At 61.0% G+C, this 25,875-nt stretch carries 27 protein-coding genes; 12 read left to right on the top strand and 15 right to left on the bottom strand.

Going from position 1 to position 25,875, the window contains the following annotated elements:
• Position 1: 1 nt before the first annotated feature.
• Positions 2-715, bottom strand: a complete 714-nt coding sequence (locus ATY75_RS10635) for a sulfate transporter family protein (protein WP_088937516.1) — start codon at positions 713-715, stop codon at positions 2-4.
• Between the two features lie 233 nt (positions 716-948).
• Here ATY75_RS10635 and ATY75_RS10630 point away from each other — a divergent pair, with 233 nt between their 5' ends.
• Positions 949-1,803, top strand: a complete 855-nt coding sequence (locus ATY75_RS10630) for a MurR/RpiR family transcriptional regulator (protein ID WP_064840795.1) — start codon at positions 949-951, stop codon at positions 1,801-1,803.
• A gap of 4 nt (positions 1,804-1,807) precedes the next feature.
• On the opposite strand, the gene ATY75_RS10625 is transcribed toward ATY75_RS10630, so the two are convergent.
• The 9 genes from ATY75_RS10625 to ATY75_RS10585 form a co-directional block, all read right to left on the bottom strand.
• Positions 1,808-3,391, bottom strand: coding sequence for an FGGY-family carbohydrate kinase (locus ATY75_RS10625; RefSeq protein ID WP_088937515.1), 1,584 nt, complete (start codon positions 3,389-3,391; stop codon positions 1,808-1,810).
• On the bottom strand, positions 3,391-4,080 hold the full coding sequence (locus ATY75_RS10620) for an HAD family hydrolase (protein ID WP_088937514.1): 690 nt from the start codon (positions 4,078-4,080) through the stop codon (positions 3,391-3,393). Before ATY75_RS10620 ends, ATY75_RS10625 begins: the two co-directional genes overlap by 1 nt.
• 98 nt (positions 4,081-4,178) lie before the next feature.
• Complete coding sequence (locus ATY75_RS10615; RefSeq protein WP_088937513.1) at positions 4,179-5,660, bottom strand: mannitol dehydrogenase family protein; 1,482 nt, start codon at positions 5,658-5,660, stop codon at positions 4,179-4,181.
• A gap of 83 nt (positions 5,661-5,743) precedes the next feature.
• A complete protein-coding gene (locus ATY75_RS10610) occupies positions 5,744-6,742 on the bottom strand; it encodes an ABC transporter ATP-binding protein (protein WP_064840799.1) in 999 nt (332 codons plus the stop codon).
• 18 nt (positions 6,743-6,760) lie between these two features.
• A complete protein-coding gene (locus ATY75_RS10605; protein ID WP_088937512.1) occupies positions 6,761-7,591 on the bottom strand; it encodes a carbohydrate ABC transporter permease in 831 nt (276 codons plus the stop codon).
• A 1-nt stretch (position 7,592) separates the two neighbouring features.
• On the bottom strand, positions 7,593-8,465 hold the full coding sequence (locus ATY75_RS10600) for a sugar ABC transporter permease (protein ID WP_064841457.1): 873 nt from the start codon (positions 8,463-8,465) through the stop codon (positions 7,593-7,595).
• Positions 8,466-8,601: 136 nt separating this feature from the next.
• On the bottom strand, positions 8,602-9,912 hold the full coding sequence (locus ATY75_RS10595; protein WP_064840800.1) for a sugar ABC transporter substrate-binding protein: 1,311 nt from the start codon (positions 9,910-9,912) through the stop codon (positions 8,602-8,604).
• Between the two features lie 146 nt (positions 9,913-10,058).
• On the bottom strand, positions 10,059-11,012 hold the full coding sequence (locus ATY75_RS10590; RefSeq protein ID WP_064819038.1) for a sugar-binding transcriptional regulator: 954 nt from the start codon (positions 11,010-11,012) through the stop codon (positions 10,059-10,061).
• Between the two features lie 190 nt (positions 11,013-11,202).
• Positions 11,203-11,781 (bottom strand): exopolysaccharide biosynthesis protein, encoded by a 579-nt coding sequence (locus ATY75_RS10585; RefSeq protein WP_190241347.1) that lies wholly within the window; start codon positions 11,779-11,781, stop codon positions 11,203-11,205.
• A gap of 262 nt (positions 11,782-12,043) precedes the next feature.
• Here ATY75_RS10585 and ATY75_RS10580 point away from each other — a divergent pair, with 262 nt between their 5' ends.
• Positions 12,044-12,967, top strand: a complete 924-nt coding sequence (locus tag ATY75_RS10580) for an ROK family protein (protein WP_088937511.1) — start codon at positions 12,044-12,046, stop codon at positions 12,965-12,967.
• Here ATY75_RS10580 and ATY75_RS10575 read toward each other — a convergent pair.
• The 5 genes from ATY75_RS10575 to ATY75_RS10555 all read right to left on the bottom strand — a co-directional run bounded on the left by ATY75_RS10575 (position 12,957) and on the right by ATY75_RS10555 (position 18,225).
• Complete coding sequence (locus tag ATY75_RS10575; protein ID WP_088937510.1) at positions 12,957-14,867, bottom strand: family 20 glycosylhydrolase; 1,911 nt, start codon at positions 14,865-14,867, stop codon at positions 12,957-12,959. The genes ATY75_RS10580 and ATY75_RS10575 overlap by 11 nt on opposite strands.
• A 205-nt stretch (positions 14,868-15,072) precedes the next feature.
• Positions 15,073-15,744, bottom strand: a complete 672-nt coding sequence (locus tag ATY75_RS10570) for a transporter substrate-binding domain-containing protein (RefSeq protein WP_049734817.1) — start codon at positions 15,742-15,744, stop codon at positions 15,073-15,075.
• Between the two features lie 11 nt (positions 15,745-15,755).
• On the bottom strand, positions 15,756-16,520 hold the full coding sequence (gene hpaI, locus ATY75_RS10565) for a 4-hydroxy-2-oxoheptanedioate aldolase (RefSeq protein WP_049734818.1): 765 nt from the start codon (positions 16,518-16,520) through the stop codon (positions 15,756-15,758).
• A gap of 7 nt (positions 16,521-16,527) precedes the next feature.
• Positions 16,528-17,310, bottom strand: a complete 783-nt coding sequence (gene hpaH / locus ATY75_RS10560; protein ID WP_064819044.1) for a 2-oxo-hept-4-ene-1,7-dioate hydratase — start codon at positions 17,308-17,310, stop codon at positions 16,528-16,530.
• Between the two features lie 21 nt (positions 17,311-17,331).
• On the bottom strand, positions 17,332-18,225 hold the full coding sequence (locus tag ATY75_RS10555; protein WP_088937509.1) for a dioxygenase: 894 nt from the start codon (positions 18,223-18,225) through the stop codon (positions 17,332-17,334).
• Between the two features lie 254 nt (positions 18,226-18,479).
• On the opposite strand from ATY75_RS10555, the gene ATY75_RS10550 reads away from it, so the two are divergent.
• From ATY75_RS10550 to ATY75_RS10505, 10 genes are read left to right on the top strand one after another with little or no spacing between them, the layout of a single operon-like run.
• Entirely contained in the window at positions 18,480-19,217 is a 738-nt protein-coding gene (locus ATY75_RS10550) for a GntR family transcriptional regulator (RefSeq protein ID WP_064819046.1), read from the top strand.
• Complete coding sequence (locus ATY75_RS10545; protein ID WP_064819482.1) at positions 19,217-20,038, top strand: sugar phosphate isomerase/epimerase; 822 nt, start codon at positions 19,217-19,219, stop codon at positions 20,036-20,038. The genes ATY75_RS10550 and ATY75_RS10545 overlap by 1 nt, the downstream gene beginning before the upstream one ends.
• A gap of 46 nt (positions 20,039-20,084) precedes the next feature.
• The gene (locus tag ATY75_RS10540; protein WP_064819047.1) at positions 20,085-20,753 is read left to right on the top strand and encodes an amino acid ABC transporter permease; all 669 of its coding nucleotides are present in this window, start codon (positions 20,085-20,087) and stop codon (positions 20,751-20,753) included.
• A gap of 9 nt (positions 20,754-20,762) precedes the next feature.
• Entirely contained in the window at positions 20,763-21,413 is a 651-nt protein-coding gene (locus ATY75_RS10535; RefSeq protein ID WP_088937507.1) for an amino acid ABC transporter permease, read from the top strand.
• A gap of 40 nt (positions 21,414-21,453) precedes the next feature.
• Positions 21,454-22,278: a transporter substrate-binding domain-containing protein gene (locus ATY75_RS10530; protein WP_064819049.1), complete on the top strand. Its 825-nt coding sequence runs from the start codon at positions 21,454-21,456 to the stop codon at positions 22,276-22,278.
• A gap of 41 nt (positions 22,279-22,319) precedes the next feature.
• On the top strand, positions 22,320-23,054 hold the full coding sequence (locus ATY75_RS10525; RefSeq protein ID WP_049734865.1) for an amino acid ABC transporter ATP-binding protein: 735 nt from the start codon (positions 22,320-22,322) through the stop codon (positions 23,052-23,054).
• Between the two features lie 18 nt (positions 23,055-23,072).
• Positions 23,073-23,933 carry a shikimate dehydrogenase gene (locus ATY75_RS10520; protein WP_064819050.1) on the top strand — a complete coding sequence of 287 codons (861 nt, stop codon included), beginning with the start codon at positions 23,073-23,075 and terminating at the stop codon, positions 23,931-23,933.
• A gap of 15 nt (positions 23,934-23,948) precedes the next feature.
• Positions 23,949-24,317, top strand: coding sequence for a 5-carboxymethyl-2-hydroxymuconate Delta-isomerase (locus ATY75_RS10515; protein ID WP_064819051.1), 369 nt, complete (start codon positions 23,949-23,951; stop codon positions 24,315-24,317).
• Positions 24,318-24,349: 32 nt separating this feature from the next.
• On the top strand, positions 24,350-24,799 hold the full coding sequence (aroQ, locus tag ATY75_RS10510) for a type II 3-dehydroquinate dehydratase (RefSeq protein ID WP_049734827.1): 450 nt from the start codon (positions 24,350-24,352) through the stop codon (positions 24,797-24,799).
• Positions 24,800-24,805: 6 nt separating this feature from the next.
• Positions 24,806-25,843 (top strand): Gfo/Idh/MocA family oxidoreductase, encoded by a 1,038-nt coding sequence (locus ATY75_RS10505; protein ID WP_088937504.1) that lies wholly within the window; start codon positions 24,806-24,808, stop codon positions 25,841-25,843.
• The last annotated feature ends 32 nt before the right edge of the window (positions 25,844-25,875 follow it).

Here is a 25,875-nt window from a genome sequence, read left to right as displayed (position 1 = left end):
CTCACCCCCGAAAGCCGGCGTCGCGTGCGGAAATCGTCTTGTGCAGATGCACCATCATGCCGGCGGCAAAGAGCGGCGTCAGAAGATTGACGAAGGGGATCGTCAGAAACAGCGCAATCACCAGCCCGCCGAGAAAGACGGTGGAGGCGTGCTTGGCGCGGAAGAGCCGCGCCTCCTCAGGCGAACGGAAGCGCATGGCGGCGAATTCGAAAAATTCCCGTCCGAGCAGATAGCCGTTGACCAGAAAGAAGGCGACCAGATTGACGCCGGGAATGAACAGCAGCAGCAGCGCGACGATATTGCCGAGGATCACCACGCCGAGGAACTTGATCGAGCTTGAGATCGCCGGGCCGAGCGGCATGGCGGTGCCCGCCGCATCCCTGGGGTAATCGCGTTTTTCGATGACATCGGCGACATCGTCGAGAAACAGGCCGGCGATCAGCGCCGTGACCGGCGAAAGCAGCAACGCCAGCATCAGCGCAAGGCCGATACCGGCAAGGATTGTAAAAACCAGGGCGAGCCATCCCGCCCAATCCGGCAGATCGGGAAAGAAGCTGGTGAGCCAGGGAAAGAGGAAAGCCATGAAGGCCCCGCGCAACGCGAACCAGAGTCCGGCCAGCACGAGAATCGTCAGGCCGAGCACTTTCCAGAAGACCGAGCGCGTTTCCGGCGCGAGCAAATTGGTCAGCGATAGTCGAGCGGCGTCAAGGATCATGTCTCAGGCGTCTCCGGTTGCGCGGAAGATGTAGGAAAGATTGATGCCACCGACAAGAGAGAATAAAATTGCATGCGGTAATAGAAAACTTGTCGAAAATTAAATGCTAATATAGTATTGTCGCCTATCAATATGCATGGGCCTGAGAAGCAGCTTCCGAAATAGTTGCAAAGACAAGGGGTCGCAACAGCGCATCCACGGAACGCCTCTGAGGTAAAACGGGGGAGGCTGATGTGGAAGACTTTGTCCAAAAACTCAGGCAATACGCAAAAACCGGCACACCGGCCGAACGCCGTATCGCGAAATATTTCACCGAACACCTGAACGACCTGCCGTTCGAGACGGCTGCATCAGTCGCCGACAGGCTGGATCTGTCGCCGATGACCGTCGGGCGCTTCCTGCGCGCGCTCGGCTATCAGGGATTGGACAGCGTCAAAGTGGAAATTCGCGAGACCGTGACGACATCGCCGGCGCAACTGCAGAGCGCCATGAGCGAGTTGCATCAGGACGCCGCCGAGGGCAAACCGCTCGCCGTGCTGGTTGCCGAACAGATCCAGGCGCTCCACCATATCTATCATCTGACGGCGCAGCCGCACTGGTCCGAAGCCGTCAATCTGATCAGCACCGCCCGCGAAGTGTCGATCGCCACGCACGCCCGGCTTGCGAGCCTTGCCCATCATTTCTGCCAGCGGCTAACGCAAGCCCGCGACGGCGTGCGCACACTCGACGGCGCCGACAACCGTTTTGCCGAGCTCTTCGCAAGGCTGGCGGTCGACGACGCGCTGCTCGTCATCATCGATTGTCGCCGCTTCGCCAAGGCCCGGCTGCTTGCCCGGACCGCGCGGCGCTACGGCTATAAGGTCGTGCTCATTTCACCGCAGCAGGCGGACTGGATGGCGGACCAGTCGAACGTCATGCTGCCCCTGCCGCCCGCCCGCGCCCCCGATCTCGACAATCTGCCGCCGCTGATCGCGCTGCTCGATTGTCTGTCGGAATCGGTCATCCTCGAAGTCGGAGAAGAGGCCGCTCTTCGCCGCCGCCGCATGATGGAATTCGCGACCGTCCTCGGCGAGGCGGCGAACCACTGAACCGTTACTGCATTGTCTCAAGCTCGGCGCGGTGCCGGTGCATGGCGAGTAGACGGCGGTAGTCGCGGTCGTAGAGCGCCTGTTTTGCCTTGTCGGGAAGCCGTTCATCGCCACCCGGATACATCGCTTCGCCGGCCGCCCCCAGATCTCCGTGCAAGCCGCAGGCGACGGATGCGGCGATCGCCGTGCCGAGCAGCACAGCTTCGTTCATTGTCGGCACCACAACCTTGCAGCCGGTGGCATCGCTGTAGAGCTCCATCAGCACCGGGTTCTTCACATGCCCGCCGGCAATATGCAGCGTATCGGGCACGTAGCCGTATTCCCTCATCATTTCCAGTATATGGCGGATGCCGAGCGCAATCGCCACGGCAGTGCGCCAGTAGAGCGTGCAGAGACCATCGAAGGATGTATCGAGGCTCAGCCCGCTGATGACGCCGACGGCGTGCGGATCGGCGAGCGGCGAGCGGTTGCCATGGAAATCCGGCAGCACGAAAATCCGCGCCCCGAAGGCATCGCCCTCTTCGGCCCGCAATTCGGCGATGCGCGCGACGATCCTCTGATGCAGCGCAGCCGTCGGCTCGCCGCCGGCGGCATGCATGCGCACGATATGGTCGAGCAGTGCGCCGGTCGCCGATTGCCCGGCCTCCACCAGCCAGGATTGCGGGAAGACCGCTTCGTAATAGGGGCCCCACATGCCATGGCTCGGCTTGCGCTGCCTGGAGAAGGTGACGACACAGCTCGACGTGCCGGCGATCAGCGCCAGTTGGTGCTCGCGCTTCGCTGGATCGGCGGCATAACCCCCGAGTGCGCCGAGCGCGCCGGCATAGGCGTCGATCATCCCGGCCGAGACATGGCAGTCCGTGGTCAGCCCCAGCGCCTCCGCCGCACCGGGCGTCAGCCGGCCGACGCTGCCGCCGACCGGCACCGTCTCGTCCGGCAGCTGGCCGCGCGCCTGAAGGTCCTCGAGGCCGATGCGCTCCAGGAACTCCTGCTGCCAGCCCTTTTCGAGATGGGCGAGATAATTCCATTTCGCCGTCAGCGTGCAGCGAGAGCGGGCAGCCGATCCGGTTGATTTCCACGTCATGAAGTCGGCGAGATCGAAGAAGTATCCGGCCCTTTCCCATGTGGAGGGCAGCTTCTTTTTCAGCCACATCAGCTTCGGCATCTCCATTTCAGGCGACATGACATGCCCGGAATGTTCGAGCACCGCGTGCTCCGTCGCCGTGCAGAAATCGGCTTCCTTCAGCGCCCGGTGATCGAGCCAGACGATTGTGTCGAAACGCCTTTCGCCGCCGGTGGAAACGCTGAGCTGCCGGCCTTCGACGTCACGCACGACAAGCGAGCAGGTGGCGTCGAAGCCGATCGCCCCGACCGAGGCGGCGGCAATGCCGGACTGCTCCATCGCCCTCTTCACCGCCGTGCAGGCGGCGGACCAGATATCCTCGGAATCGTGTTCGGCATGGTTCTCGCGCGGCCGGTTCATCACGATCGGATGTTCGGCCTTGGCGAGCAGGCGGCCGCGGGCATCGAAGACGCCGGCGCGCGCACTGCCGGTGCCGACATCCACCGCAACCACATGATCCCGCATCAAATCTTGATCCCGTCCAGCTTATGGTTGCGGACAAGGTGGATCAATTCGGGCATGGCGTCAAACACCACTTCCGGCGAAAGCCGGTCGAGTTCGGCACGATATCCGGCGAAGTTGGCATGCGAGCCGCCGGTGAAGGCGAAGACCGTCATACCTGCCGCCTTGGCGGCGGCAATGCCGGCCGGGCTGTCCTCGACGACAATGCAATGCGCAGGCTCCACCTGCATTTCGCGCGCCGCATGCAGGAAAAGATCGGGCGCCGGTTTGCCGCGCTTGACCATCGTCGCGCTGAAGATGTCGGGCAGTCTGTCGAGAAGTCCGGTGACGGACAGCGACAGCCGAATTCGCTCCATCTGGCTTGAGGAGGCGACGCAGCAGCGAACGCCGAGCCCATCGATCGTCGCGGCAATACCTTCGATCGGTTTCAGTTCGGTGCGAAACCGGCTGTAGAGATCGGTGCGGATGCGCTCGAGGAATTCTTCCCCGGCATGGACGTTGAATTCGGTTTCCAGCGTATCGATGAGGGTCGACAGGCTGCGGCCGAGAAAACGCTCATAAGCCTGGCCCTCGGTGATCGAGACGCCGAGATCGTTCATCGCCGCAACCAGCACGCTGATCGAGATCGGCTCGCTGTCGACGAGCACTCCGTCGCAATCGAAGATGATCAGCCGTGGTTCAGCATCAGCCATGGAGGACCCAACCTGAGTTCAATTTCGCACGCCCGACCGTCCCGCTTTCCTCGCGAGACGGGAGAGAAGGCGGCAATCAATGCCGCCATCCGGATTCCCTACACCGCGAGCTTGCCGTCGAGATAGAGCTGCAGCGTCTCTCGCGTGCCCTTTTCCCACAGGGTTTTGAGAGCATGGGCGAAACGCTTGCGGAAAAGATCGGATTTCGCCACGTCGCCGAAGATGTCGTCGAAGACGAGGAAGGCCGACGGATCGTCCTTGGCCTTCACAGCCGCCGCATGCAGGCGCTCGGCACTGGCGTCGTTGAAGACGATATCCTTGCCGCTGTCGGTCTTGCCGGCGAAATAACGGCACCAGAGGGCCGAAACCAGCGCCAAGCCGACGACATCCCGGCCCTGGCGGAGATTGTCGAGCGTCGACGGCAGGATGAATTTCGGCTGGCGGTTCGATCCGTCCTGAGCCAGGCGCGGAATGGTGTCGGCAATCTTCGGATTGAGCAGCCGATGTTCGATCAGCGCGAAGTAATCGGTCAGCGAGGTGTTCGGCACCGGCGGCACGATCGGAATTATCTCGTCGTTCTCGAGCTTCGCCAGGAAGGCACGGATGAGCGGATCCTCCATGGAATCGTGCACGAAATGAATGTCCATCAGCGCCGCCGGATAGGCGATCGCCGCATGCCCGCCGTTGAGAATGCGGATCTTCATATGCTCATAGGGCGTGACGTCGGGAACGAAGGTGACGCCGACCTTTTCCAGTGCCGGGCGGCCGGCGGTGAACTTGTCCTCGAGCACCCACTGCTTGAATTCCTCACAATAGACTGGCCAATTGTCCTCGATCTCGAAATGGTCCCTGAGGAAATCGATCTCGCGCTGCCCGGTTGCCGGCGTGATGCGGTCGACCATCGCGTTCGGGAAGGCGACATTCGTCCGGATCCAATCGGCAAAACCTGGATCCGAAAGCGCCGCCGTGCCGACCACGGCATTTGCCGTGACGGTGCCGTTATGGGGAATGTTGTCGCAGGACATGACGGTGAACGGACCGATGCCCTTTTCCCGACGCGCCTTCAGGCCGGCGACGATCAGGCCGAAGACCGTCTTCGGCGCGTTGGGATTGTCTCCGTCGGCGGCAATCGCCGGATGGGCCGGATTGAAGGTGCCCGATGCATCGATGAAATAACCGCCCTCGGTGATCGTCAGCGAGACGATGCGGATTTCGGGGTCGGCAAGCCTAGCGATGATGGCGGCGGGGTCGCCGACCGGCAGGATGTCGATCATCGGCGCAGTGACCCGCGCCGCGGTCTTGTTGTTGTCCTGCTCGACCACCGTCGTCAGGAAATCCTGGGCCGCAAGTTTTTCGCGCATGGCGGCGTCCGACGGCAGCACGCCGGCGCCGATAATCGCCCAGTCGTGATCCGCGCCGGTGTTGAAGAGATCGTCGAGATAGATAGCCTGGTGGGCGCGGTGGAAATTGCCGACGCCGAAGTGCACGATGCCGGCTTTCAGCGACGCCCTGTCATATCCGGGTATGGCGGCGGTGCGCGCCGCGTCCGAAAGCGTTGCCAGCGATAGTTTGCACGTCATGTTCCAGTCCTCTTGAAGGTCTTGCCGAGACGGCCGGACGCCATCGCCCGGCTCGCATGCCTGCCCCCAGCCGGCCGCCTGCCTCAGATGGCAAGGCCGCCCTCGTTGAATTTGTGAATGCGCGAACGGTCCGGCGTCAGGTAGACGGTATCGCCCGCCTTGGCGGCAAAATCGCCGCTGCCGCGCGCCGTCACCATGCCGATCTCCTCGGCATCGATATGCAGGAAGGTGTCGGAGCCGAGGTGTTCGGCGACCACGACCCGGCCCTTCCAGTCGCCGCTCTCCATCGACAACAGCACATGTTCGGGACGGATGCCGATCGTATGGGCGCCGAGCTGGGCGGCGTTCTGGCCCTTGATGAAATTCATCTTCGGCGAGCCGATGAAGCCGGCGACGAAAAGGTTGCGCGGGCGGCTGTAGAGTTCCAGCGGCGAGCCGACCTGCTCGATATTGCCCCGGTTCAGGACGACGATCTTGTCGGCCATGGTCATCGCCTCGACCTGGTCGTGAGTGACGTAGACCATCGTCGTCTTCAGCTGCTGGTGCAGCTCGCTGATTTCAAGGCGCATGTTGACGCGCAGCGCCGCGTCGAGGTTTGACAGCGGCTCGTCGAACAGAAAGGCCGAAGGCTGGCGGACGATGGCGCGGCCGATTGCGACGCGCTGGCGCTGGCCGCCGGAAAGCTGGCGCGGCTTGCGTTCGAGATAATCGGTCAGGTTCAGCACGCGGGCCGCATCCGTCACTTTGCGGTCGATCTCCGCCTTGTCGACGCCCGCCATCTTCAGCGGGAAGGCGATGTTGTTGCGCACGCTCATATGCGGATAGAGCGCATAGGACTGGAACACCATGGCAAGGCCGCGTTCCGACGGCGCCTTTTCGGTGGCGTCCCGGCCGTCGATGACGATCTTGCCGCCGGAGACATCCTCGAGCCCGGCAATCAGTCGCAGCAGCGTGGACTTGCCGCAGCCCGACGGGCCGACGAAGACAACGAATTCGCCGTCCCTGATATCGAGATCGATCGAAGGGATGACCTTGGCTTCGCCGAAGACCTTGGAAACCTTCTGAAGGGTAATGCTGCCCATGTTTGTCTCCCTTTATCTTTATTTCACAGCGCCGAAGGTCAGGCCGCGGACGAGTTGTTTCTGGCTGAACCAGCCGAGGATCAGGATCGGCGCGATCGCCATGGTCGAGGCCGCCGAGAGCTTGGCGTAGAACAGGCCCTCCGGGCTGGAATAGGAAGCAATGAAGGCCGTCAGCGGCGCCGCCTTCGAGGCGGTGAGATTGAGGGTCCAGAAAGCCTCGTTCCAGGCAAGGATGATGTTCAAAAGCAGCGTCGAGGCGATGCCGGGCACCGCCATGGGCGTCAGCACGTAGACGATCTCCTTCATCAGCGACGCCCCGTCCATGCGGGCCGCCTCGAGGATCTCGCCGGGGATTTCCTTGAAATAGGTGTAGAGCATCCAGACGATGATCGGCAGGTTGATCAGCGTCAGCACGATGACGAGCCCGGTGCGCGTGTCGAGCAGGCCGGAATTGCGGAACAGCAGATAGATCGGGATCAGCGCGCCCACCGGCGGCATCATCTTGGTCGACAGCATCCACATCAGCACGTCCTTGGTTCGCTTGGTCGGCGAAAACGCCATCGCCCAGGCGGCCGGGATGGCGATGATCAGGCCGATCAGCGTCGAGCCGAAGGAAATGATCACCGAGTTCATGAAGTGGCTGAGATAGTTCGACCGACTTTGCACCTCCGCATAGTTCTCCGACGTCCAGTGGAAGAACAGGAACTGCGGCGGCGAGGCGATGGCGTCGGCTTCCGACTTGAAGCTGGTGAGGAACGTCCACAGGATCGGGAAGAAGATCAGGATGCCGAGCGTCCAGGCAATCGCGGTGACGATGACCTTGCGTCGGGTTGTGACTTTTCTGGCCATCTCAAGCCTCCAGATTCTTGCCGACGAGGCGCACGAGGAAGATCGCAACGATATTGGCCAGCACAACCGCGACGATACCGCCCGCCGATGCGCCGCCGATGTCGAACTGCAGGAGCGCCTGGGCATAGACGAGATAGGTGAGGTTGGTGCTGTCGGTGCCCGGTCCGCCGTTGGTGGTGACGAGGATTTCGGCGAAGACCGAAAGCAGGAAAATCGTCTGGATCAGGATCACCACGGTGATGGCGCGGGCCATATGCGGCAGGATGATATAGATGAATTTCGAGATCGCCCCGGCGCCGTCCATCTCGGCCGCCTCCTTCTGCTCCTCGTCGAGCGACTGCAGCGCGGTCAGCATGATGAGGGTGGCGAAGGGCAGCCATTGCCAGGCGACGATGAGGATGACGGAAAACAGCGGCGCATTCGCCAGCCAGTCGATCGGCTGCAGGCCGAGCGCCTTGGCAAGATGGGCGAAGAGGCCGTTCACCGGGTTCATGAACATGTTCTTCCACACCAGCGCCGCCACCGTCGGCATGACGAAGAACGGCGCAATGACGAGGATGCGCACGATGCCCTGGCCATACATCGGCTGATCGAGCAGCAGCGCAAAGGCGATGCCGCCGATGACGGTGATCAGCAACACGCCGGCGACGAGCAGCAGCGTATTGACCAATGCGGCAAAGAAGGCCGGATCGGACAGGAAATATTCGTAATTCAGAAAGCCGACGAAGCTTTCCATGCCGGGATTGAGCAGATTGTAGTTCAGCGTCGAGAAATAGATCGTCATCGCCAGCGGGACGATCATCCATGCAAAGAGGAGCAGCACGGAGGGCGCAATCATCAGGCGCGCTGCGGAGCGGGTATGTAAGGTTGCCATGGCAATCACCGATCTGATCTGAAGCGGGGAGCGGCCGCAGGAAAGCTTTATCTGAAAAAGCGGCCGCCGATGCAGTTCGGGCATCGGCGGCCCAGAGGGGCGGATTGTCAAGGATCCGCCTCTTGCTCAGGAGGAGTTATTTAATGTAGCCGGCCTTGGTCATTTCACGCGTTGCCAGCTGCTGTGCGCTCTGCAAGGCCTGCTCGACCGAAATCTGGCCGGCAAGCGCTGCCGAGAACTGCTGCCCCACCGCCGTGCCGATGCCCTGGAATTCCGGGATCGCCACGAACTGAACGCCGACATAGGGGACCGGCTTGACGGTCGGCTTGGTCGGGTCGGCCGAGTTGATCGAGTCGAGCGTCATCTTGGCAAACGACGCCGCCTTCTGGTAGTCCGCATTCGCATAGAGCGACTTGCGGGTGCCCGGAGGTGCGTTCAACCAGCCTTCCTTCTCGGCGACGAGATTGCTGTAGTCCTTGCTCGTCGCCCAGGCGACGAACTTCTCGGCAGCTTCCGCCTTCTGCGTCCCTGCCGGGACGGCGAGGCTCCAGGCCCAGAGCCAGTTGCCGCGCTTGCCGAGGCCCTTGTCCGGGGCGAGCGCAAAGCCGACCTTGTCGGCGACCTGCGACTGCTTCGGATCGGCAACGAAGGAAGCGGCAACCGTTGCGTCGATCCACATGCCGCACTTGCCGGTCTGGAAGAGTGCCAGGTTTTCGTTGAAGCCGTTGGAGGAAGCGCCCGGAGGGCCGGCATCCTTCATCAGCTTGACGTAGAAATCGAGCGTGTCCTTCCACTCCGGCTGATCGAACTGCGGCTTCCACTTCTCGTCGAACCAGCGCGCGCCGAAGGAGTTGGACATGGCCGTCAGGAAGGCCATATTCTCACCCCAGCCGGCCTTTCCACGCAGGCAGATGCCGTAGATTTCCTTGTCCTTGTTGGTGACCTTGCGGGCTGCGTCCGCGATGAAATCCCAGGTCGGGGCGTCGGGCATCTTCAGCCCGGCGGCGTCGAACAGGTCCTTGCGGTACATCACCATCGAACTTTCGCCGTAGAATGGCGCAGCATAGAGCTTGCCGTCCACGGTCAGGCCGCTGCGGATCGCCGGCAGCAGGTCGTCGACGTCATAATTGGCGCCGAGATTGTCGAGCGGCAGCAGCCAGCCCTGCTTTGCCCAGATCGGAACCTCATAGGTACCGATCGTCAGAACGTCGTACTGGCCGCCCTTGGTGGCGATGTCGGTCGTGACCTTCTGGCGCAGCACGTTCTCTTCGAGGGTAACCCATTCGAGGTCGATACCGGGATTCTTCGCCTTGAAATCATCCGTCAGCTTCTGCATCCGGATCATGTCACCGTTGTTCACGGTCGCGATTGTCAGCGTCTCGGCCGAAGCCATGCCGGCAAACGCCAGTGCTGAGCAGGCGCCCAGCAGAAAAGTTCTCAATGTCATATCTTCCTCCCAGAAGACGGGTGTGTGAGCATTCGCTTCGCTCATGGGCAATTACTCAATAAACGATACAGAATGTCAATCGGCAATCGTTGCTGCGGTGCCGAAGAAGTTAGTTATCGCATTGATTTAACTATTGTATTTTTTGCTCAATTCCTGAGCAAAAACTCAGCCGTCTCTTCGTCGGTGATCAGGGCATTGATCTGATGACCGACAACCGCAGCCCGGATCGCCTTGAACTTGCGCTTGCCCTTGGCCAGCCCGATGACCATCGAGGCATCGCGGGAGGGGATCGGCGCCGAGGCGACGCGCTCGTTGATCGGGTTGTCGAGCAAGCTGCCGTCGGCATCGAAGATCCAGCCGCAGATCTCGCCGACCGCGCCGCCGCGCATCAGCTCCATCATCTCGTCCTTCTCGAGGAAACCGTCGACACAGAGCGGCCCGTCGATGCCGAGTTCGCCGATGCCGACGAAGGTGACATCGGCCTGCGCGCTCATGTCGAGCGTCGAGCGCACCAGTTGCTGGCCGTGCAGCAGTTCCCGCTCCTCCGCCGAGGTGACAAGCACCGGTAGCGGCATCGGAAAATGCCGTGCCTTCACCGCATCCGCCATGCTGAAGATGACGTTGTAATAGGCAGCCGATCCGTCCGGGGCGATATTGCCGGTCAGTGAAACGATGCGGTGATTGGGACATTCGATCGCCGGAAGCTGGTCGACGGCCGCCTTCAGCGTGCGGCCGGTCCCAACGGCAAGCACGATCGGCTCGGCCCGCTTCAGCCAGCGCTCGATCTCCGCCGCCGCCGCCTCGGCGATACCGATGGTCGTCGACGAGGAACCGGGATCGCTCGGCACCACTTCCACATGTTTCAGCCCGAATTTCCGCCGCAGCTGACTGCCGAGTTCAAGGCAGGCGGCGATCGGATGATCGAGCCGCACCTTGATCAGACGCTCGGCGACCGCCAGCGATACCAGCCGCTGCGCCGACTGGCGCGAGATCCCCATCGAGGCGGCGATTTCATCCTGCGTGCGCCCGGCGACGTAATAGAGCCAGCCGGCACGCGCCGCATCGTCGAGCCGTGCAGGGGTCTCGGATCTTTTTGCCATCTACTGCCTACCACGCAAAGTGAGCCGGCTTGCCGGTGCCGGACATGAATCTGTATCGCGCCAGATCAAAACAAAATTCCGGCAAATGTCGAGCCTGTTGAAAACAGCTCCGCCAAATAACCAACGTCGCGCTGGCAAACCCCACTCAGGCGAACCCCATTTAGGCGAACCCCATTTAGGCGAACCCCATTTAGGCGAACCATTGCACAACAAGATAGATCGCCGTCTTCACCAGACCGTAGATCACGCCGCCGGCAACAACCAGCGACACGGCCGTCATGATAAAGCCGATCAGCGCGAAGAGCCCGTCGCGGCCCAATATGCCGAAAGCGAAGACCGAGATCGTGATCGCCGGTAGCATGTTGCCCAGCGGGACCGGCAGCAGCAGCACGATCGACAGCAGCAGGCAGGCGGCCCCGGCGAGATATTCCGCCGGCGGCTCGGCGAAGATCGCCAGCCTCGGCTTCAGCATCCGCTCCGCCCAGGCGAGCCAGCGGTGGATGCGGCCGACAATGGCTTCGAAATCCTCCCGCCGCATCGAGCGGTCGGCAATCAATCGCGGCAGCCAGGGCTTCAGCCCGAAGGTCAGCTGCGCCGCCAAAAAGACCAGTGGCGCGCCGAGCACGGCCGAGGTCCCGGGCGGTGTCGGAAACGCGTTCGGCAGCGCGAAGATCAGCATCAGCGCGCTGATCGCCCTGTCGCCCATCGTCTGGAACAGATCGCCGATCGAAATCCGCTCCCGGCTCCGGTCGGCGGCCAGTTGCCGCAGGATGGATGAAAGGCGGCGACCTTTGGGACGTGGCGGACGAGGTCTTCTGCGTCTATGGGAATCGGCGTTTTCGATGGTCATGATACCAGTGGGTAATGGAAGTACAGACGGATTTTGGCCGCGCAATATGCCAATTGAATGACTTGCGGAACCGAATAGCGATTGAGGCCGCAAGCGCATGGCAGGCCGGCGAATTAAGGCTTGTAATTGCCCGCCAACAGTGCGAGCAGACAGCAAAGACCAGAGAAACGGCAGGGTGGCAATGATCATTTCATTCGACATCGGCGGCTCCGCCATCAAGGGCGGCATCGCCCGCTCCGAGACGGACATCATTCCCCTCGGCCGGCGCCCGACGCCGAAGGACGATTTCGCCGCCTTCGTCGACACCCTGCGCGCCATCATCGCCGAGACCGGCGAGAAACCCAGCCGCATCGTGCTCTCCATCGCCGGCGTCGTCGATACCGACACGCAGCGGCTGATCTGCGCCAACATTCCCTGCATCCATGACCGCGCGCTGGCCGCCGATCTCGAAGCCGAACTCGGTCTGCCGGCGCTGATCGCCAACGACGCCGACTGTTTTGCCATGGCAGAAGCCGGCCTCGGCGCCGGTCGTGGCCACCGCATCGTTTTCGGCGCCATCCTCGGCACCGGCGTCGGCGGCGGCCTGGTTGCCGACGGGCGCCTCGTCAACGAAGCCGGCGGCTTTGCCGGCGAATGGGGTCACGGGCCGATCATTGCGTCGGCAGCCGGCAATCCGCCGGCCGCCATCCCCGCCTATGCCTGCGGCTGCGGCCAGAAAGGCTGCGTCGACACCGTCGGCGGCGCCCGCGGCCTGGAACGGCTGCACAAGACGCTGCATGATCTCGACCTTTCCAGCGAAGAGATCATCGCTCAATGGCAAGATGGCGAGGAGAAGGCGACACGTACGATCGACGTCTATGTCGATCTCGTCGCCTCGCCCCTGGCACTGACGATCAACATCACCGGCGCCACCATCGTCCCGGTCGGCGGCGGCCTGTCCAACGTCGAGCCGCTGCTTGCCGAACTCGACCACGCCGTGCGCGCCCGCATCCTGCGCAAATTCGACCGCCCGCTGGTGGTCCGCAGCCAATGCCGCATCGAACCCGGCCTGATCGGCGCAGCGCTGCTCGGGCTGAAAGCGGAAGCGTTGCTTCCTACAGCATAGGCCACATCCGCACGATCGCTGCGAACCGATCCCAATCCTTCCGGTCCAGCGGCGTCCATGCGGCTTCGGCAACGGCCGGAAGACGCGGAAAGACCAGCCGGTTGAAATAGGCGCGTGAGATGAAGTTTTCAGTCCAGATGCAGGCCTGGATGCCGCGCATCTTCTCTTGCAGCGCCTGCGGCAGCTCGCCCTCGGCCTCGTAAGCATAGGTGTGTTCCGGGGCCGAATGGCCCGCCCATGCCGCGCCGGGCTCGGCCCAGGCTTCGGCCTGCGCCATGTCGAGATAATAGGCCTGCCCCGGCGTCATCACCACGTCGTAACCCTGCTGCGCCAGCTCGATGCCGACATCGGACTTTTCCCACGCCATCAGCAGCGTGCCGTCGCGATCGACGCCGCCGCCATGCGAGACCTCGTTCCAGCCGGCGAGCTTCCTGCCACGCTCCGACAGCATCGTCTTGATGCGTTTCAGGAAATAGGACTGCAGCTCGGCGGTGCCGGCAAGCTCCTCCCGCTTCATCAGCGCCTGACAGAGCGGCGAAGAAAGCCAGGCGCCCTGCGCCACCTCATCGCCGCCGATGTGGATATATTCGCTCGGAAACAGCGTCACGATTTCGTCGAATACCTTGCCAAGAAATTCATAGGTGAATTCGACCGCCGGATTGAGGGCATTGTTGGCGTAACCCTGCACGGCGCGATAGCTGTCCGGCGCTTCCTGCCCGTCGACGAGCTCCGGCAGCGAGAACAAGGTTGCGGTGCTATGGCCGGGAATGTCGATTTCCGGCACGACCTCGACACCGAGCGAGGCGGCATGCGCAACGATCCGCCTGGTATCATCCTGCGTGTAATGGCCGGCGCGTGTTTCCGCTCCGTCGCCGAGTTGCGGCACGAGCACCTCATCCGGCCCGCGCCGCGCGCCGATCTCCGTCAGCGCCGGATAGGCCTTGATCTCCAGCCGCCAGGCTTCGTCGTCGGTCAGGTGCCAATGAAAGATATTGAGCTTGTTCCAGGCAAGGATATCGATCAGCCGCAGGACGTCGGTGACCGGATAGAACTGCCGGGATACATCGAGATGGCAGCCGCGCCAGTCATAACGCGGCTGGTCGGCGATCGTGCCGAAATTGGGGAACTTGAAGCGCTCGCGATCGGCGCGGGCGCCGTGCAGCAGCTGCGCCAGACTGATCAGGCCGTAGCGCCGCCCCGCTTCATCCGCACTCGACAGCACGATCTCATGCGCGGTGAACCGCAGCTCGTAGGCGAAGGCGGCGATCGACGATTCGGCGACGAAACGAATGCGCCGTCCGCCTTCGACGGCACTCAGCGAAAACGGCGCGTCTTCGGCTGGGTAGAGGCGCTGGTAAAGAGAAAGAACCTGGGAGAGGACCTCGATCACATCGGGCCGCGTCCTCTCGGCCGGATAGAGGGTGGCCGGCAAGTCACCCGCCTTCAGCCCAAGCGACAGCGGCCAGGGGAGCATTGCATAGGGTTCATCGGCTTTGCCCGGCGGCAAGAGCGGCGGCGACACACCGCCATCCCGGCCTTCGAGCATCAGATCGCCGAAGTCGACGGGAAGGTGACGGCCGTTGGCAAGTGTCAGATAAGCGGATTTGACGCCAGCCGTGACATGTTTCGGCTCTCTGCTCAGCCCCTCGACCGTGAACCGCCAGCACCCTTCCGGCGGCACGCTCAGCCCCTCGGGTGGCAGGAACTCATGGAAGTGCGCGACCTGTCGCTTGAGGCTGCCGCCGTCGCAGACATGCTTGTCGGCAACCCGCGTCTCCGACGTATAGGCGAGCGAGAAGCCGGACAGCGGCTCGGCCGAAAGATTGCGGAGCGTGAAGGTCAAGCGCCCGAAACTGCCTTCGACCGGGCACCAGCTTGTCTCAAGACGATAATCGACCATGTCGCGCCCTCCCCGTCAACGAACGGCCGGGATCACGGCTGGTCTTCCGGCATTCCTTTGCAGCTTAGCCTGTTCGGGACGGCAATGGAATCGGCGCGAACTCAGGCGAGGCGAATAGCGATGAGAATCCAGAATGGTCAGTACGGTCGCAACGGGGATGCCGCCTATCATACCGCAGCCAAGCGGACCCCGGCGACCAGATCGCCTATGGGGCGCCATGCAGATGGCGTATGAAATCTGCGAAAAAGGCTGAGGCATGGATGGCTCTTTTATGCACGGCGATCGTCTGGGGGATTTCGGAGAATGTTTCTTCCAAGAGCCGGAAGCCCGAAATGCGCACCGAAGTCTGGATGAGATATTCGGTCAATCCGGCAGCCGCGTCACACTGGGATCCGACAAGTAGATCGACGGCTGCTGCGGGGCTGTCAGTGTGGAAAACCGTTGCTCTTTCAAGCATTCGTTCGAGCTGTTTCGTGTAGGCTGCACTCCTTGCAGAGGCGATCCGGACTCCCTCGACGTCAACGTCCTGGACCCGCCGGAAGGACGAACTGTCAGGCACGAGGTAGGTCGCTTTGACGGAGATGTATGGAGGCGAAAAGGAGAAACGGTCGGCTCTGGATGGATCCGAAGCAATGAAAGCGATGTCCCATTCATCGCCGTCTGCATCGGCGAGTATGTCGGCGGCCGAGCCGTACTGGATCAGGAAGAGGCCGCAATCAAGTTGTTCGGCGATCTTGCGGGCTATCTCGGCGCTCGGACCGACCAAGGCGCCCGCCTCATCGTCCCGTCGGACCAACGCCGAATTTGACATGTTGACGGCGGCCCTGATCGCGCCGGTCGGCGCTATCTCAGCCAAAATCTGCTTCCGCGTCGGCATCTTCGAACTCCCTAAGATGCGAACCTAGCCGCGAGCGCTTCGGATCCTCTTGCAAGCAGGGCGACGTCTACACCGACTGCGGTAAACAGCGTCCCCAGCGAAATGCAGCGGGCTGCGAACTTCTGGTCGGGGGTGAGTATGCCGGTCGGTTTCCCAAGCGCCTTCAGACGCCTTATCGCGTCTTCGATCGCAGCAACCACATCAGGGTGACCCGGTTGACCGGGATGGCCAAAGCTCGCCGCGAGATCAGCCGGTCCGATGAAGATGCCGTCCACTCCTTCGACAGCGGCGATGGATTCGAGACGATCGAGCGCTTCACGGGTCTCGATTTGAAGAAGCAGGCATATCTCCTGCTCCGCGATCTGCGCGTAGTTCGCAACACGCCCGAAGCGGGTGGCACGCGTCAAGGCGGAGACACCACGAATCCCGCGCGGCGGATACCGTATGGCTGCTACAGCGGCCATCGCCTCCTCCTCATTCTGCACATATGGAACGAGCAGCGTCTGCACGCCGATGTCCAGGAACCGCTTGATCAGCACGGGGTCGTTGAAGGCAGGGCGTACGACGGGCGAAACCTTGTAGGGCGCGACCGCCTGCAATTGGGGCAGGACGGTGAGGACGTCACTGGGAGAATGCTCGGTGTCGAACAGCAGCCAGTCGAAACCCGATGGCGCGACGATCTCCGCTGCGTAGCTTCCCGGAAGGCCGCACCATAGACCGATCTGGCTTTGTCCGGCCATGAGCTTTCGTTTAAAGTGATTGACAGGGAGTTCCATCGCCACCTCACACGAACGAAACGCCGATGGAGCCGACCGGCCCATAATCGGCTTGGATGACGTCGCCTTTGGCGATATCCACGGGGCGGGTGAACGAGCCGGCAAGAACGATCTGGCCCTTCTTCAAGCCGCCCCCGACAGCATGGAGCTTGTTCACGAGCCATGCAATTCCGGCGGCTGGATGGCCCATGATGGCTGCGGAAACGCCGGATTCCTCGATGATGCCGTTTTTCGAAAGCGTCGCACCGACCCAGCGGATATCGACATCCATCGGTCGAACGATGCGACCACCGATGACGATCGCTCCGAAAGCCGCGTTGTCGGCGATTGTGTCGGTGATGGCTCTTGGCACTTCGGTTCGATAGTCGATGATTTCGAGAGCGGGAACGACAAATTCGGTCGCCCGCATGACGTCATAGATGCGGGTGCTTGGACCTTCGAGATCCTCGCCCATTACGAATGCGAGTTCGACTTCGAGACGGGGCTTGATGAACAGATCCGCTTTGATCTGCGCTCCGTCATTGAAGAGAGCGTCGTCGAGAATGACGCCGTAATCGGGCTCCGTCATTTTCGAGGCCATCTGCATTGCCCGCGACGTTAGTCCGATCTTGTGGCCAGCGATCCGTGCGCCTTTCGCAATCCGCGCCTGCGCCCAGAGCGCTTGTATTTTGTAGGCGTCTTCGAGGTCCAGGTTCGGATATGTCTTGCTTGGTTGGACGATTGGTTTGCGTTCGACTTCGGCCTTCAGCAGCGCGTCAGCTGCCTCCTGGCGTTCCTTGTCCGTGATCATGATTTGGCTCTGCTGCTTTCGTTATTTGATCGGAGGGCGTGGCAGGGCTGCCTCGCCTGGCTCCATGACATATGTGTAATCGAGCGAGAACCACGGCCCTGAAATGTCCGTATCGGACGGGTGTGGCACTTCATGCCGGACGAAGTCGCCGGTCAACGCCGCGGTCACGCCAAACTGCACGTCGGAGTCGATGTTCGGATCGCTCGGATCGAAGACCTGCGAGATGACTGTCTTGTATCCGTGCTTGAAGATGAGCGCGTGCAGATGGGCGGGGCGATAGGGGTGGCGGCCTTGCGCCTTGAGAAGGCGACCCACGACCCCGTCGACTGGGATCGGATAGCCAACCATTTTGACCGTCCTGAACCAGAAGCGGCCTTCTTCGTCCGTGGTGAGCTTCCCGCGGAGATTCATTTCTGCCTGGTCGGGATCTTGGTTCTCGTAAAGACCGACAGGCGACGCGTGCCACACGTCGACCTCGGCGCCTACGATAGGCTTGCCCTTCCGATCGATCACCTTCGCATGGACGAACAAAGGCGTGCCTGGAGTCTCGGACCGGATGATGGTTCCGCCGTTCTCGACTCGCGGCGAGTTAAGCCGCCAGAATGGCCCGAGCAACGATTGCGACGTCTCCGTCTGCCCCTTGTCGCCGTTATTGACCAGGCAGACGAGCGAAGAGACCCCGAGCGACCCTGCCATGAGCACGAGCTCGTTGTGACTGTCAGTCTGCAATTGGCCAATTTCGTTGAGGACCGCCGTGGCCTCCCGGAATTCGGCTTCCGAAAGCCTGACCTCCCGTACGAATGCGTGGAGATGCTTCACCATTGCGACGAGTATTTCACGCAGCCTGGGATCCTCGGTGCGGTTCATCACAGCGACGACGGCAGGCGTTACCTCGCTCTCAGTTCTGATTGGCATTCAGCCACCTCCTCATGGAGTGCCGAATATAAAAATAATCGATTATTTGTCAAGCAAGCGAAAGTCTCCCAACCGCGCTCGCCTACCTCGTCTCTTGCGACGACCATCATCAATCAATTGATTATCATAAGAAAACTCTATTAAAATCACTCCATCTCTAGGAAGCTCGATCGCTAGAGCTGACGACAAGTTGACATAAATAATCGTTTATTATATCGATCATCGAAAGTTAGCCGGATTGCCTGGGAGGAGTGATGGACTCGAGCGACGACAGCGGCCATGGCGCGCCGACAGAAGGAGATGCGCCGCCCGCCACCTTCGCCGACGATGGAAAAAACACCATCGGCAGCCAGCTCGCATCGCGTCTTCGAGAGGCGATCATTTCCGGCGAACTGGAGGCGGGCAGCAAGATCAATCTCGACAAGGCCCGAAAGACGTTCAATGTCAGCCTCAGCCCGTTGCGCGAAGGCCTGGCCCGACTCATTTCCGACGGCCTGGTTGAGTTTCAGGACAATCGAGGCTATCGCGTCGCCCCGATCTCGCTTGCCAATCTCGAGGAAGTTACGACCCTTCGGGAGGAGCTTGAGGTATTCGCACTGCGCGAATCCATTCGCATGGGCGACATCGAGTGGGAGGGCAACATCATGCGTGCGCTCCATCGCCTGAACCGAACCGAGCGCGACGCCGCCCGTCCCGAAACGCTGGAACACTGGGAAGCGCTGCATCGCGAATTCCATCTCACCTTAATCTCGGGCTGTGGCAAGCCGCTGCTTCTCCACTTCTGCAATCTTCTGCTGAATCTCAACGACCGATACCGCCGCGCCTTCCTCATCCGTACATCCGGGGACCGCAACGTAGGCCAGGAGCACAGCGAGATTGCGCAGGGCGCGGTGGCACGCGACATTGAATATGCCTGCGAGAAGCTGCGCCAGCACATCCACCGGACCGGGACCAATCTTCGAAATCATCTTGCGACGAAAGGTGTCGTATGATGGCCGACTCAACATCAAAGTCGCCCGTCCCGATCGGCGTGGCGCATTTCTCGTCTATAATGCTGCCCCCCGCGGAGTTCGCGAAGATTGCCAAACGGGCAGGTTTCTCCAGGATCGGCCTTAGGCTCCATCCAGCCTTTCCCGGTGCGCCGTATTATGAACTGCCTGTCGGCAGCGTAGCAGCCGGAGAGTTGAAGGCTGTGCTTGCCGGCGAAGAAGTCGAGGTCTTCGATATCGAGTTCTTCGTGATCGATCCCGCTTTCGACGCATCGTCAGTGGAGGCGACCGTCGCAGCAGCTGCGAATATTGGAGCGCGTCGGCTCAGCGTCTGCGGTGACGATCCGGATCATGCCAGGCTGCTATCGAACTTTTCGGATTTCTGCGTCCTCGCGGAACGGTACGGGTTGGCGGTTGATATCGAGAACATGGGCTGGCGGGTTGTCAAAGCCTTTGCAGATGGCATCGACCTCGTGACCGAGGCGGGGATGGAGAATGCCGGCGTTCTCGTCGACGGCATTCATTTCTTCAGGAACGGCGCGGCTCTGGCAGACTTACGGGCCAACCTCGACAAAGTGAAGCACGTCCAACTATGCGACGTGGCCGGTCCGGCGCCGACGAAGCCGGAGGAAATGATCGCGGAAGCAAGAAGCGGCCGACTGCCTCCAGGGGAAGGTGAGTTGCCGTTGGACGATCTGGTTGCTGCGGTCGGCGCCGCCGCGTCCATCTCGGTGGAGGTGCCTTTGGTCGGATCCATGGCGCCGGAGGTCCACCTTAAACATCTTTTCGGATGCGCGGAAAGAATAGTCGGACCGGATCGATAGTCCGGCGCGGATGCAGGTGATCCGCACCGGAAGGAGGAAATCATACATGGGTTATACATTCGATTTTGGTGCGGTCTTTGACCGCGCCCCGGAATTGCTTTGGGGTTCGCTCGGTACGATCGGACTGGCGCTGGCCGGAATGGTCCTCGCGCTGGTCATCGGTATTATCGGCGTTGCCGCCAGAACGTCCAAGATCCGACTCATTCGAGCTCCCGTCATCGGGTTCGTGGAAATCGTCCGGAATACGCCCTTCCTCGTACAGATTTTCTTCATCTACTTCGCGCTTCCCTTGATGGGGATACGCCTCAACCCGACGGTTACCGCGATTATCGCACTGGGCATCAACGGCGGGGCATACGCGATCGAGATCATCCGTGGCGGCGTCGAGAGCGTCAGCAAGGGTCAGATCGAGGCAGGCTTCGCACTTGGCCTCCACAAGGGCGACGTCTTCCGGTTGATCGTGCTGAAGCCGGCTCTTCGGGCAATCTACCCATCGCTCACCAGTCAGTTCGTGATGCTGACTCTCACCACCTCCGTCTGCACCTCGATCGCAGCCTACGAGCTGACGTCGGCGGCGCAGAGAATCGAATCCGACACGTTCCGAAGCTTCGAGGTCTACTTCTCCGTAACTACCATCTACCTCGTGATTTCGACCCTGATGATGGGCCTCTTTGCCCTCATTTCCCGCCACTACTTCAACTACCCGACGCGATAGGAGGCACCTATGGGTCCCATCGGCGAAAACGAATTTCTATTCATCTTGCATGGTCTGAAATGGACCGTCCTGCTCGCGATCATCGGCTTTGTAGGTGGAGGCGTGTTCGGGATAGTGATCGCCTTGGCGCGCACATCAAAAAACCGGACGGCGCGCGTCGCAACTTCGGGCTACATCGCACTCTTCCAGGGCACGCCGCTCCTGATGCAGCTCTTCGTCGTTTACTACGGCGTGGCGCTGCTCGGCGTTGATGTCAACGTCTGGATCGCGGTGGCTATCGCCTTCACTCTTCATGCGAGCGCCTTCCTCGGCGAGATCTGGCGCGGCTCCATCGAAGCCGTGCCGAAAGGTCAGAACGAAGCCGCAAACGCGCTGGGCCTGCACTACGTATCACGGATGAAAGACATCATCCTTCCGCAAGCCCTGAAAATCTCCATGCCTGCGACCGTCGGCTTCCTTGTCCAGCTGATCAAAGGAACGTCGCTCGCCGCGATCGTCGGCTTCATCGAGCTGACCCGAGCTGGACAGATTATCTCGAACCAAACCTACCGCCCGCTCCTCGTCTTCGGGATCGTCGGCGTGATCTATTTCATCATTTGCTGGCCGCTGTCGCACCTTGGAAGTGGCCTCGAAAAACGGATGGCGAAAGCAGTCCGCTAACCGCTTCGTTCGAAGCAAAAACAAAGAGGAGGAATAAGCAATGCAGACCAACCGTAGGAAATTTCTGGGAATCGCTTTTGCGACGGCCGCTTTCGCCACCATCGGTGCCGCCGCCGCATCGGCCGCCACTGTCGAAGAGATCAAAGCCAAGGGCACTCTCGTCGTCGGCATCCAGGGCGACAACGCGCCATGGGGTTTTGTGAATACGAGTGGCAAGCAGGACGGTTTCGACGCGGATATCGCGACGCTGTTTGCCAAGGAACTCGGCGTGAAGGTCGAATTCCAGCCGCTCGCCGTCGCCAACCGAATTCCGGCGCTGACGACGGGGAAGGTCGATATCCTGTTCGCCACAATGGCCATGACCGAGGAGCGCGCCAAATCGATCCAGTACAGCAAGCCGTACGCAGCGAACACAATCTCGCTCTATGCCGCGAAGGCCGATGCCGTAAAGGCGCCGGCCGATGTAGCGGCCTGGGAGATCGGCGTGCCGAAGTCGAGCTCGCAGGATAAGGCCGTGACGGACGCCGTAGGATCGACTGCAACGATCCGCCGGTTCGACGATGACGCCGCCACCATCCAGGCTCTCATTTCCGGTCAGGTGAAGGCTGTCGGCGGCAACCAGTTCTACGGACAGAGGCTCGATGCGGCCAGCGCCGGGACTTACGAGCGTAAGATCGACTTCCTGAAGACCTATAACGGCGTCGGAACGCGCCTTGGCGAGAAAGACTGGAACGAAGCCACCAACAGCTTCATCGACAAGATCAAGGCAAGCGGGGAGCTGGCGGCCATCACCAAGAAGTGGATGGGCATCGACCTTCCGACATTCCCCGAATCCATCCCCAACATCCCGTTCACCGTCAAGTAAAGCTGGAGGGCGCCGTGCTCAATTCTTCAAACGATCAGTCGATGTTGATTTCACTTGAGAAGATGGAGAAATGGTACGGCTCCTTCCATGCCCTGAAAAACATCAGCCTGTCCGTTCGCAAAGGCGAGAAGATCGTCCTTTGCGGCCCGTCGGGTTCCGGCAAATCAACTTTGATCCGCTGCATCAACGCGCTTGAGACGATCCAGGACGGGAAGATCGTCGTCGAAGGACAGTTGCTGGATGGCAGCACCAAGGCAGTGGATGCGATCCGGCGCGAAGTGGGCATGGTGTTCCAGAGTTTCAATTTGTTTCCTCACATGACCGTGCTTCAGAACTGCACGCTGGCCCCCATGCGCGTTCGTGGCACCAGCCGCGCCGACGCCGAACGACTGGCACGAAAATATCTGGAACGTGTCCGGATCCTCGATCAGGCGGAGAAATATCCCGCCCAGCTTTCGGGGGGCCAGCAGCAGCGCGTCGCAATCGCGCGTGCGCTCTGCATGGAGCCGAAAGTGATGCTGTTCGATGAGCCCACGAGTGCGCTGGACCCCGAGATGGTCAAGGAAGTGCTGGATACGATGATCGGGCTCGCACGCGATGGCATGACCATGATCTGTGTGACCCATGAAATGGGCTTCGCCCGTCAGGTAGCAGACAGGGTCATCTTCATGGCCTCTGGTGAGATCATCGAAGAGGCTGAGCCCGAGGTTTTCTTCAAGTCTCCTCAGCACGAGCGTACCAGGGCGTTTCTCGGCGAAATACTTGCCCATCACTGATCCGGTAGAGCTATCAAAATGGACCACAGGAAATTCCATGTCGGGCTGATCGGCGCAGACATTCAGATGTCGAAGTCGCCGGCTCTCCATGAGACTGAAGCATACCAGCTTGGACTGGAATATCGGTACGAGCTTCTCGATCTGGCCGAGCGTGATCTTCCTGCATCTGCGCTGCCAGACCTTCTCGACGAGATCGAACGCCGAGGCTTTGCGGGAAGCAACATTACCCATCCGTGCAAGCAGACCGTCATAGCTCACCTTACCGATCTGTCGGAAGATGCCCAGATGCTCGGCGCAGTCAACACGGTCGTGCTTCGCAACGGAAAGCGGATCGGGCACAACACCGATTGGTATGGCTTTTATAAGAATTTCGAGCGCGGATTACCCGATGTTGCCAAAGCACATGCGGTTCTGCTCGGCGCTGGCGGCGCGGGGGTCGCAGTCGCGCACGCAGCCATCAAGCTCGGAATCGAGATGCTGTCGATCTTCGACCAGGACGCAAATCGCGCCGCCACGCTTGCCGATCAGCTCAACCAGCGCTTCTCAAAAAGCTGCGCACAGCCGATCAGGGATGTCAGCGCCACGCTCGCTTCGGCCGACGGGCTGATCCATGCCACGCCGACGGGTATGCGAAGCCATCCTGGCATCCCGATCGACCCGGGATTGCTTCAATCGCGTCACTGGGTCGCTGACATCGTCTACATGCCGCTTGTGACCGAACTTCTGGCTTTGGCCGGGAAGAAGGGCTGCAGAACGCTGCCCGGTGGTGGAATGACGGTATTCCAGGCCGCCGCCGCGTTCGAATTGTTCACGGGCGTGCAGCCGGACGCGGAACGCATGTCGCGTCACTTCGAAGAGTTGTGCCGAGCTGCAGTGTGATCGGGAGGACATGCGATGCCGCATATCATCATCGACTATAGCCGGGGCGCTGGCGAACGCGTCGTTATCGACGAGCTGACCAGAGCGGTGCATCGCCGAGTTCGCGACGGGGGCCTCGTAAAGCCTGCTATAGTTCGCACATTCGCCAGGGAAGCGACTTTCTCCTGCGTCGGTGACGAGCATGCCGACAATCACTTCATCCAGATCATTGTGCGCATGGCTCCCGGACGGTCGGCGGAGGTGAAACGAGAGCTGCTGAAAGCGGTTCTCGACGCCGCGCGCAATGTCGCAGCACCCGCATTGCAGGAAGGACGGCTCGGGCTGCGCGCAGATCTCTACGAATCCGATCCCGATTTCGCGTTCCAGGAAATAGCGTTCGCCTGAACTCAGGCGTTGCCTTCACAAGGATAATTGCAATGAGCCTGCTTTATGTTTTGAACGGTCCAAATCTCAACCTTCTCGGCAAGCGCCAGCCTCATATTTACGGTCACGAAACGCTGGCTGACGTCGAGACCGACTGCCGGAAACTGGCATCGGAACTCGGACACGAGCTCCGCTTCCACCAGAGCAACCGCGAATACGAAATCATCGACTGGATCCATGAAGCGCGTGAGGATGGAGCCGGCATCGTCATCAATCCAGCTGCATTCACGCACACGTCGCTAGCCATCCTCGACGCTCTGAATACATTCGAAGGTCCCGTCATCGAGATCCATATCTCCAACGTGCATAAGCGCGAAAGCTTCCGCCACCACTCCTTTGTCTCCCACAGGGCAGACGGCGTAATCGCCGGACTTGGGACGGAAGGCTACCAGCTCGGCATCCGCCGCGTCGCGACAATGCTAAAGACGCCGAAGAACGGCTGACACAAAATGGTCGACCAGGTCAAACTAGCAGTCCTCGGCGCGGGACTGATTGGGAAGCGTCACATTCGACATGTCCCGGAAGAACCCGCGGCGGACCTCGTCGCCGTGGTGGATCCCACATCGGTCGGTCAAAAAATTGCAACGGAGGCCGGCGTCAGATGGTTTCCGAGCTTTGCCGACATGATCGCCGTGCTGCGTCCGGACGGCGTCATCATTGCCACCCCCAACCAAGTGCATGTCTCGAACGGCATGGAGGCTGTGGAAGCCGGCATCCCGGCACTGATTGAGAAGCCGGTTGCCGATGACATTGCAGCCGGCGAGAAACTCATAGAGACGGCAGAAGCCAAGGGGGTCCCGCTTCTGACGGGTCATCATCGCCGGCATAATCCGATGATGCAGAAAGCAAAACAGATCATTGAAAGCGGGAGGCTCGGTCGGATACTGGTCGTCAACGCAATGTTCTGGCTGTTCAAGCCGGACGACTATTTCGACACTCCCTGGCGGCGTGAGCGCGGCGCGGGGCCGGTCTTCCTAAACCTCATCCACGACATCGACAATCTTCGCTATCTGTTTGGGGATATCGCGGCCGTCGAGGCGCGCGAGTCCAACGCAGTGCGTGAAAACGTCGTCGAGGAGACAGCCGTGATCCTAATCGAATTCAAGAACGGAATTCTTGGCACCGCGTCGGTTTCGGATTCCGTTGTCGCGCCATGGAGCTGGGAGATGACGACCGGGGAGAACGCCGCCTATCCGAAGACGGAAGAAGCCTGCTACATGATTGGCGGAACACACGGCTCGCTCGCCGTTCCTTCGCTCGACATATGGTGCAACCCGGGGGAGCGGAGTTGGCTGGAGCCCATCGACCGGAAGCGTATCAACGTCGAGTCCGAGGATCCGCTTGTCCTTCAGATACGGCAGTTCTGCAAGGTCATCCGAGGTCATGAAGAGCCTCTGGTCAGCGGGCGGGAGGGACTTGAAACGCTGAAGGTAATCGAAGCCGTCAAACGGTCCGCAGCCATGCTCCAACGCGTCGCGCTGTCGTGAAGCACGACGCGTGCCCGCCCTCGTCATAGGCT

This window comes from Rhizobium sp. N122 (assembly GCF_002211295.1).
Lineage (GTDB): Bacteria > Pseudomonadota > Alphaproteobacteria > Rhizobiales > Rhizobiaceae > Rhizobium.
The sequence above is the reverse complement of the archived record's forward strand: the minus strand, read 5'-3'. Positions and strand labels throughout refer to the sequence as shown.

What these genes read in the sequence shown, in the direction of transcription:
- ATY75_RS10555 (WP_088937509.1), bottom strand. Translation starts at nt 18,225, where the DNA reads ATGCCAATCAGAACTGAGAGCGAGGTAACGCCTGCCGTCGTCGCTGTG.
- ATY75_RS10575 (WP_088937510.1), bottom strand. Translation starts at nt 14,867, where the DNA reads ATGGTCGATTATCGTCTTGAGACAAGCTGGTGCCCGGTCGAAGGCAGT.
- ATY75_RS10525 (WP_049734865.1), top strand. Translation starts at nt 22,320, where the DNA reads ATGTTGATTTCACTTGAGAAGATGGAGAAATGGTACGGCTCCTTCCAT.
- aroQ (WP_049734827.1), top strand. Translation starts at nt 24,350, where the DNA reads ATGAGCCTGCTTTATGTTTTGAACGGTCCAAATCTCAACCTTCTCGGC.
- ATY75_RS10580 (WP_088937511.1), top strand. Translation starts at nt 12,044, where the DNA reads ATGATCATTTCATTCGACATCGGCGGCTCCGCCATCAAGGGCGGCATC.
- ATY75_RS10595 (WP_064840800.1), bottom strand. Translation starts at nt 9,912, where the DNA reads ATGACATTGAGAACTTTTCTGCTGGGCGCCTGCTCAGCACTGGCGTTT.
- ATY75_RS10570 (WP_049734817.1), bottom strand. Translation starts at nt 15,744, where the DNA reads ATGCCGACGCGGAAGCAGATTTTGGCTGAGATAGCGCCGACCGGCGCG.
- ATY75_RS10615 (WP_088937513.1), bottom strand. Translation starts at nt 5,660, where the DNA reads ATGACGTGCAAACTATCGCTGGCAACGCTTTCGGACGCGGCGCGCACC.
- ATY75_RS10550 (WP_064819046.1), top strand. Translation starts at nt 18,480, where the DNA reads ATGGACTCGAGCGACGACAGCGGCCATGGCGCGCCGACAGAAGGAGAT.
- ATY75_RS10505 (WP_088937504.1), top strand. Translation starts at nt 24,806, where the DNA reads ATGGTCGACCAGGTCAAACTAGCAGTCCTCGGCGCGGGACTGATTGGG.
- hpaH (WP_064819044.1), bottom strand. Translation starts at nt 17,310, where the DNA reads ATGATCACGGACAAGGAACGCCAGGAGGCAGCTGACGCGCTGCTGAAG.
- ATY75_RS10620 (WP_088937514.1), bottom strand. Translation starts at nt 4,080, where the DNA reads ATGGCTGATGCTGAACCACGGCTGATCATCTTCGATTGCGACGGAGTG.
- ATY75_RS10590 (WP_064819038.1), bottom strand. Translation starts at nt 11,012, where the DNA reads ATGGCAAAAAGATCCGAGACCCCTGCACGGCTCGACGATGCGGCGCGT.
- hpaI (WP_049734818.1), bottom strand. Translation starts at nt 16,520, where the DNA reads ATGGAACTCCCTGTCAATCACTTTAAACGAAAGCTCATGGCCGGACAA.
- ATY75_RS10535 (WP_088937507.1), top strand. Translation starts at nt 20,763, where the DNA reads ATGGGTCCCATCGGCGAAAACGAATTTCTATTCATCTTGCATGGTCTG.
- ATY75_RS10605 (WP_088937512.1), bottom strand. Translation starts at nt 7,591, where the DNA reads ATGGCCAGAAAAGTCACAACCCGACGCAAGGTCATCGTCACCGCGATT.
- ATY75_RS10530 (WP_064819049.1), top strand. Translation starts at nt 21,454, where the DNA reads ATGCAGACCAACCGTAGGAAATTTCTGGGAATCGCTTTTGCGACGGCC.
- ATY75_RS10635 (WP_088937516.1), bottom strand. Translation starts at nt 715, where the DNA reads ATGATCCTTGACGCCGCTCGACTATCGCTGACCAATTTGCTCGCGCCG.
- ATY75_RS10515 (WP_064819051.1), top strand. Translation starts at nt 23,949, where the DNA reads ATGCCGCATATCATCATCGACTATAGCCGGGGCGCTGGCGAACGCGTC.
- ATY75_RS10520 (WP_064819050.1), top strand. Translation starts at nt 23,073, where the DNA reads ATGGACCACAGGAAATTCCATGTCGGGCTGATCGGCGCAGACATTCAG.
- ATY75_RS10610 (WP_064840799.1), bottom strand. Translation starts at nt 6,742, where the DNA reads ATGGGCAGCATTACCCTTCAGAAGGTTTCCAAGGTCTTCGGCGAAGCC.
- ATY75_RS10625 (WP_088937515.1), bottom strand. Translation starts at nt 3,391, where the DNA reads ATGCGGGATCATGTGGTTGCGGTGGATGTCGGCACCGGCAGTGCGCGC.
- ATY75_RS10600 (WP_064841457.1), bottom strand. Translation starts at nt 8,465, where the DNA reads ATGGCAACCTTACATACCCGCTCCGCAGCGCGCCTGATGATTGCGCCC.
- ATY75_RS10545 (WP_064819482.1), top strand. Translation starts at nt 19,217, where the DNA reads ATGGCCGACTCAACATCAAAGTCGCCCGTCCCGATCGGCGTGGCGCAT.
- ATY75_RS10540 (WP_064819047.1), top strand. Translation starts at nt 20,085, where the DNA reads ATGGGTTATACATTCGATTTTGGTGCGGTCTTTGACCGCGCCCCGGAA.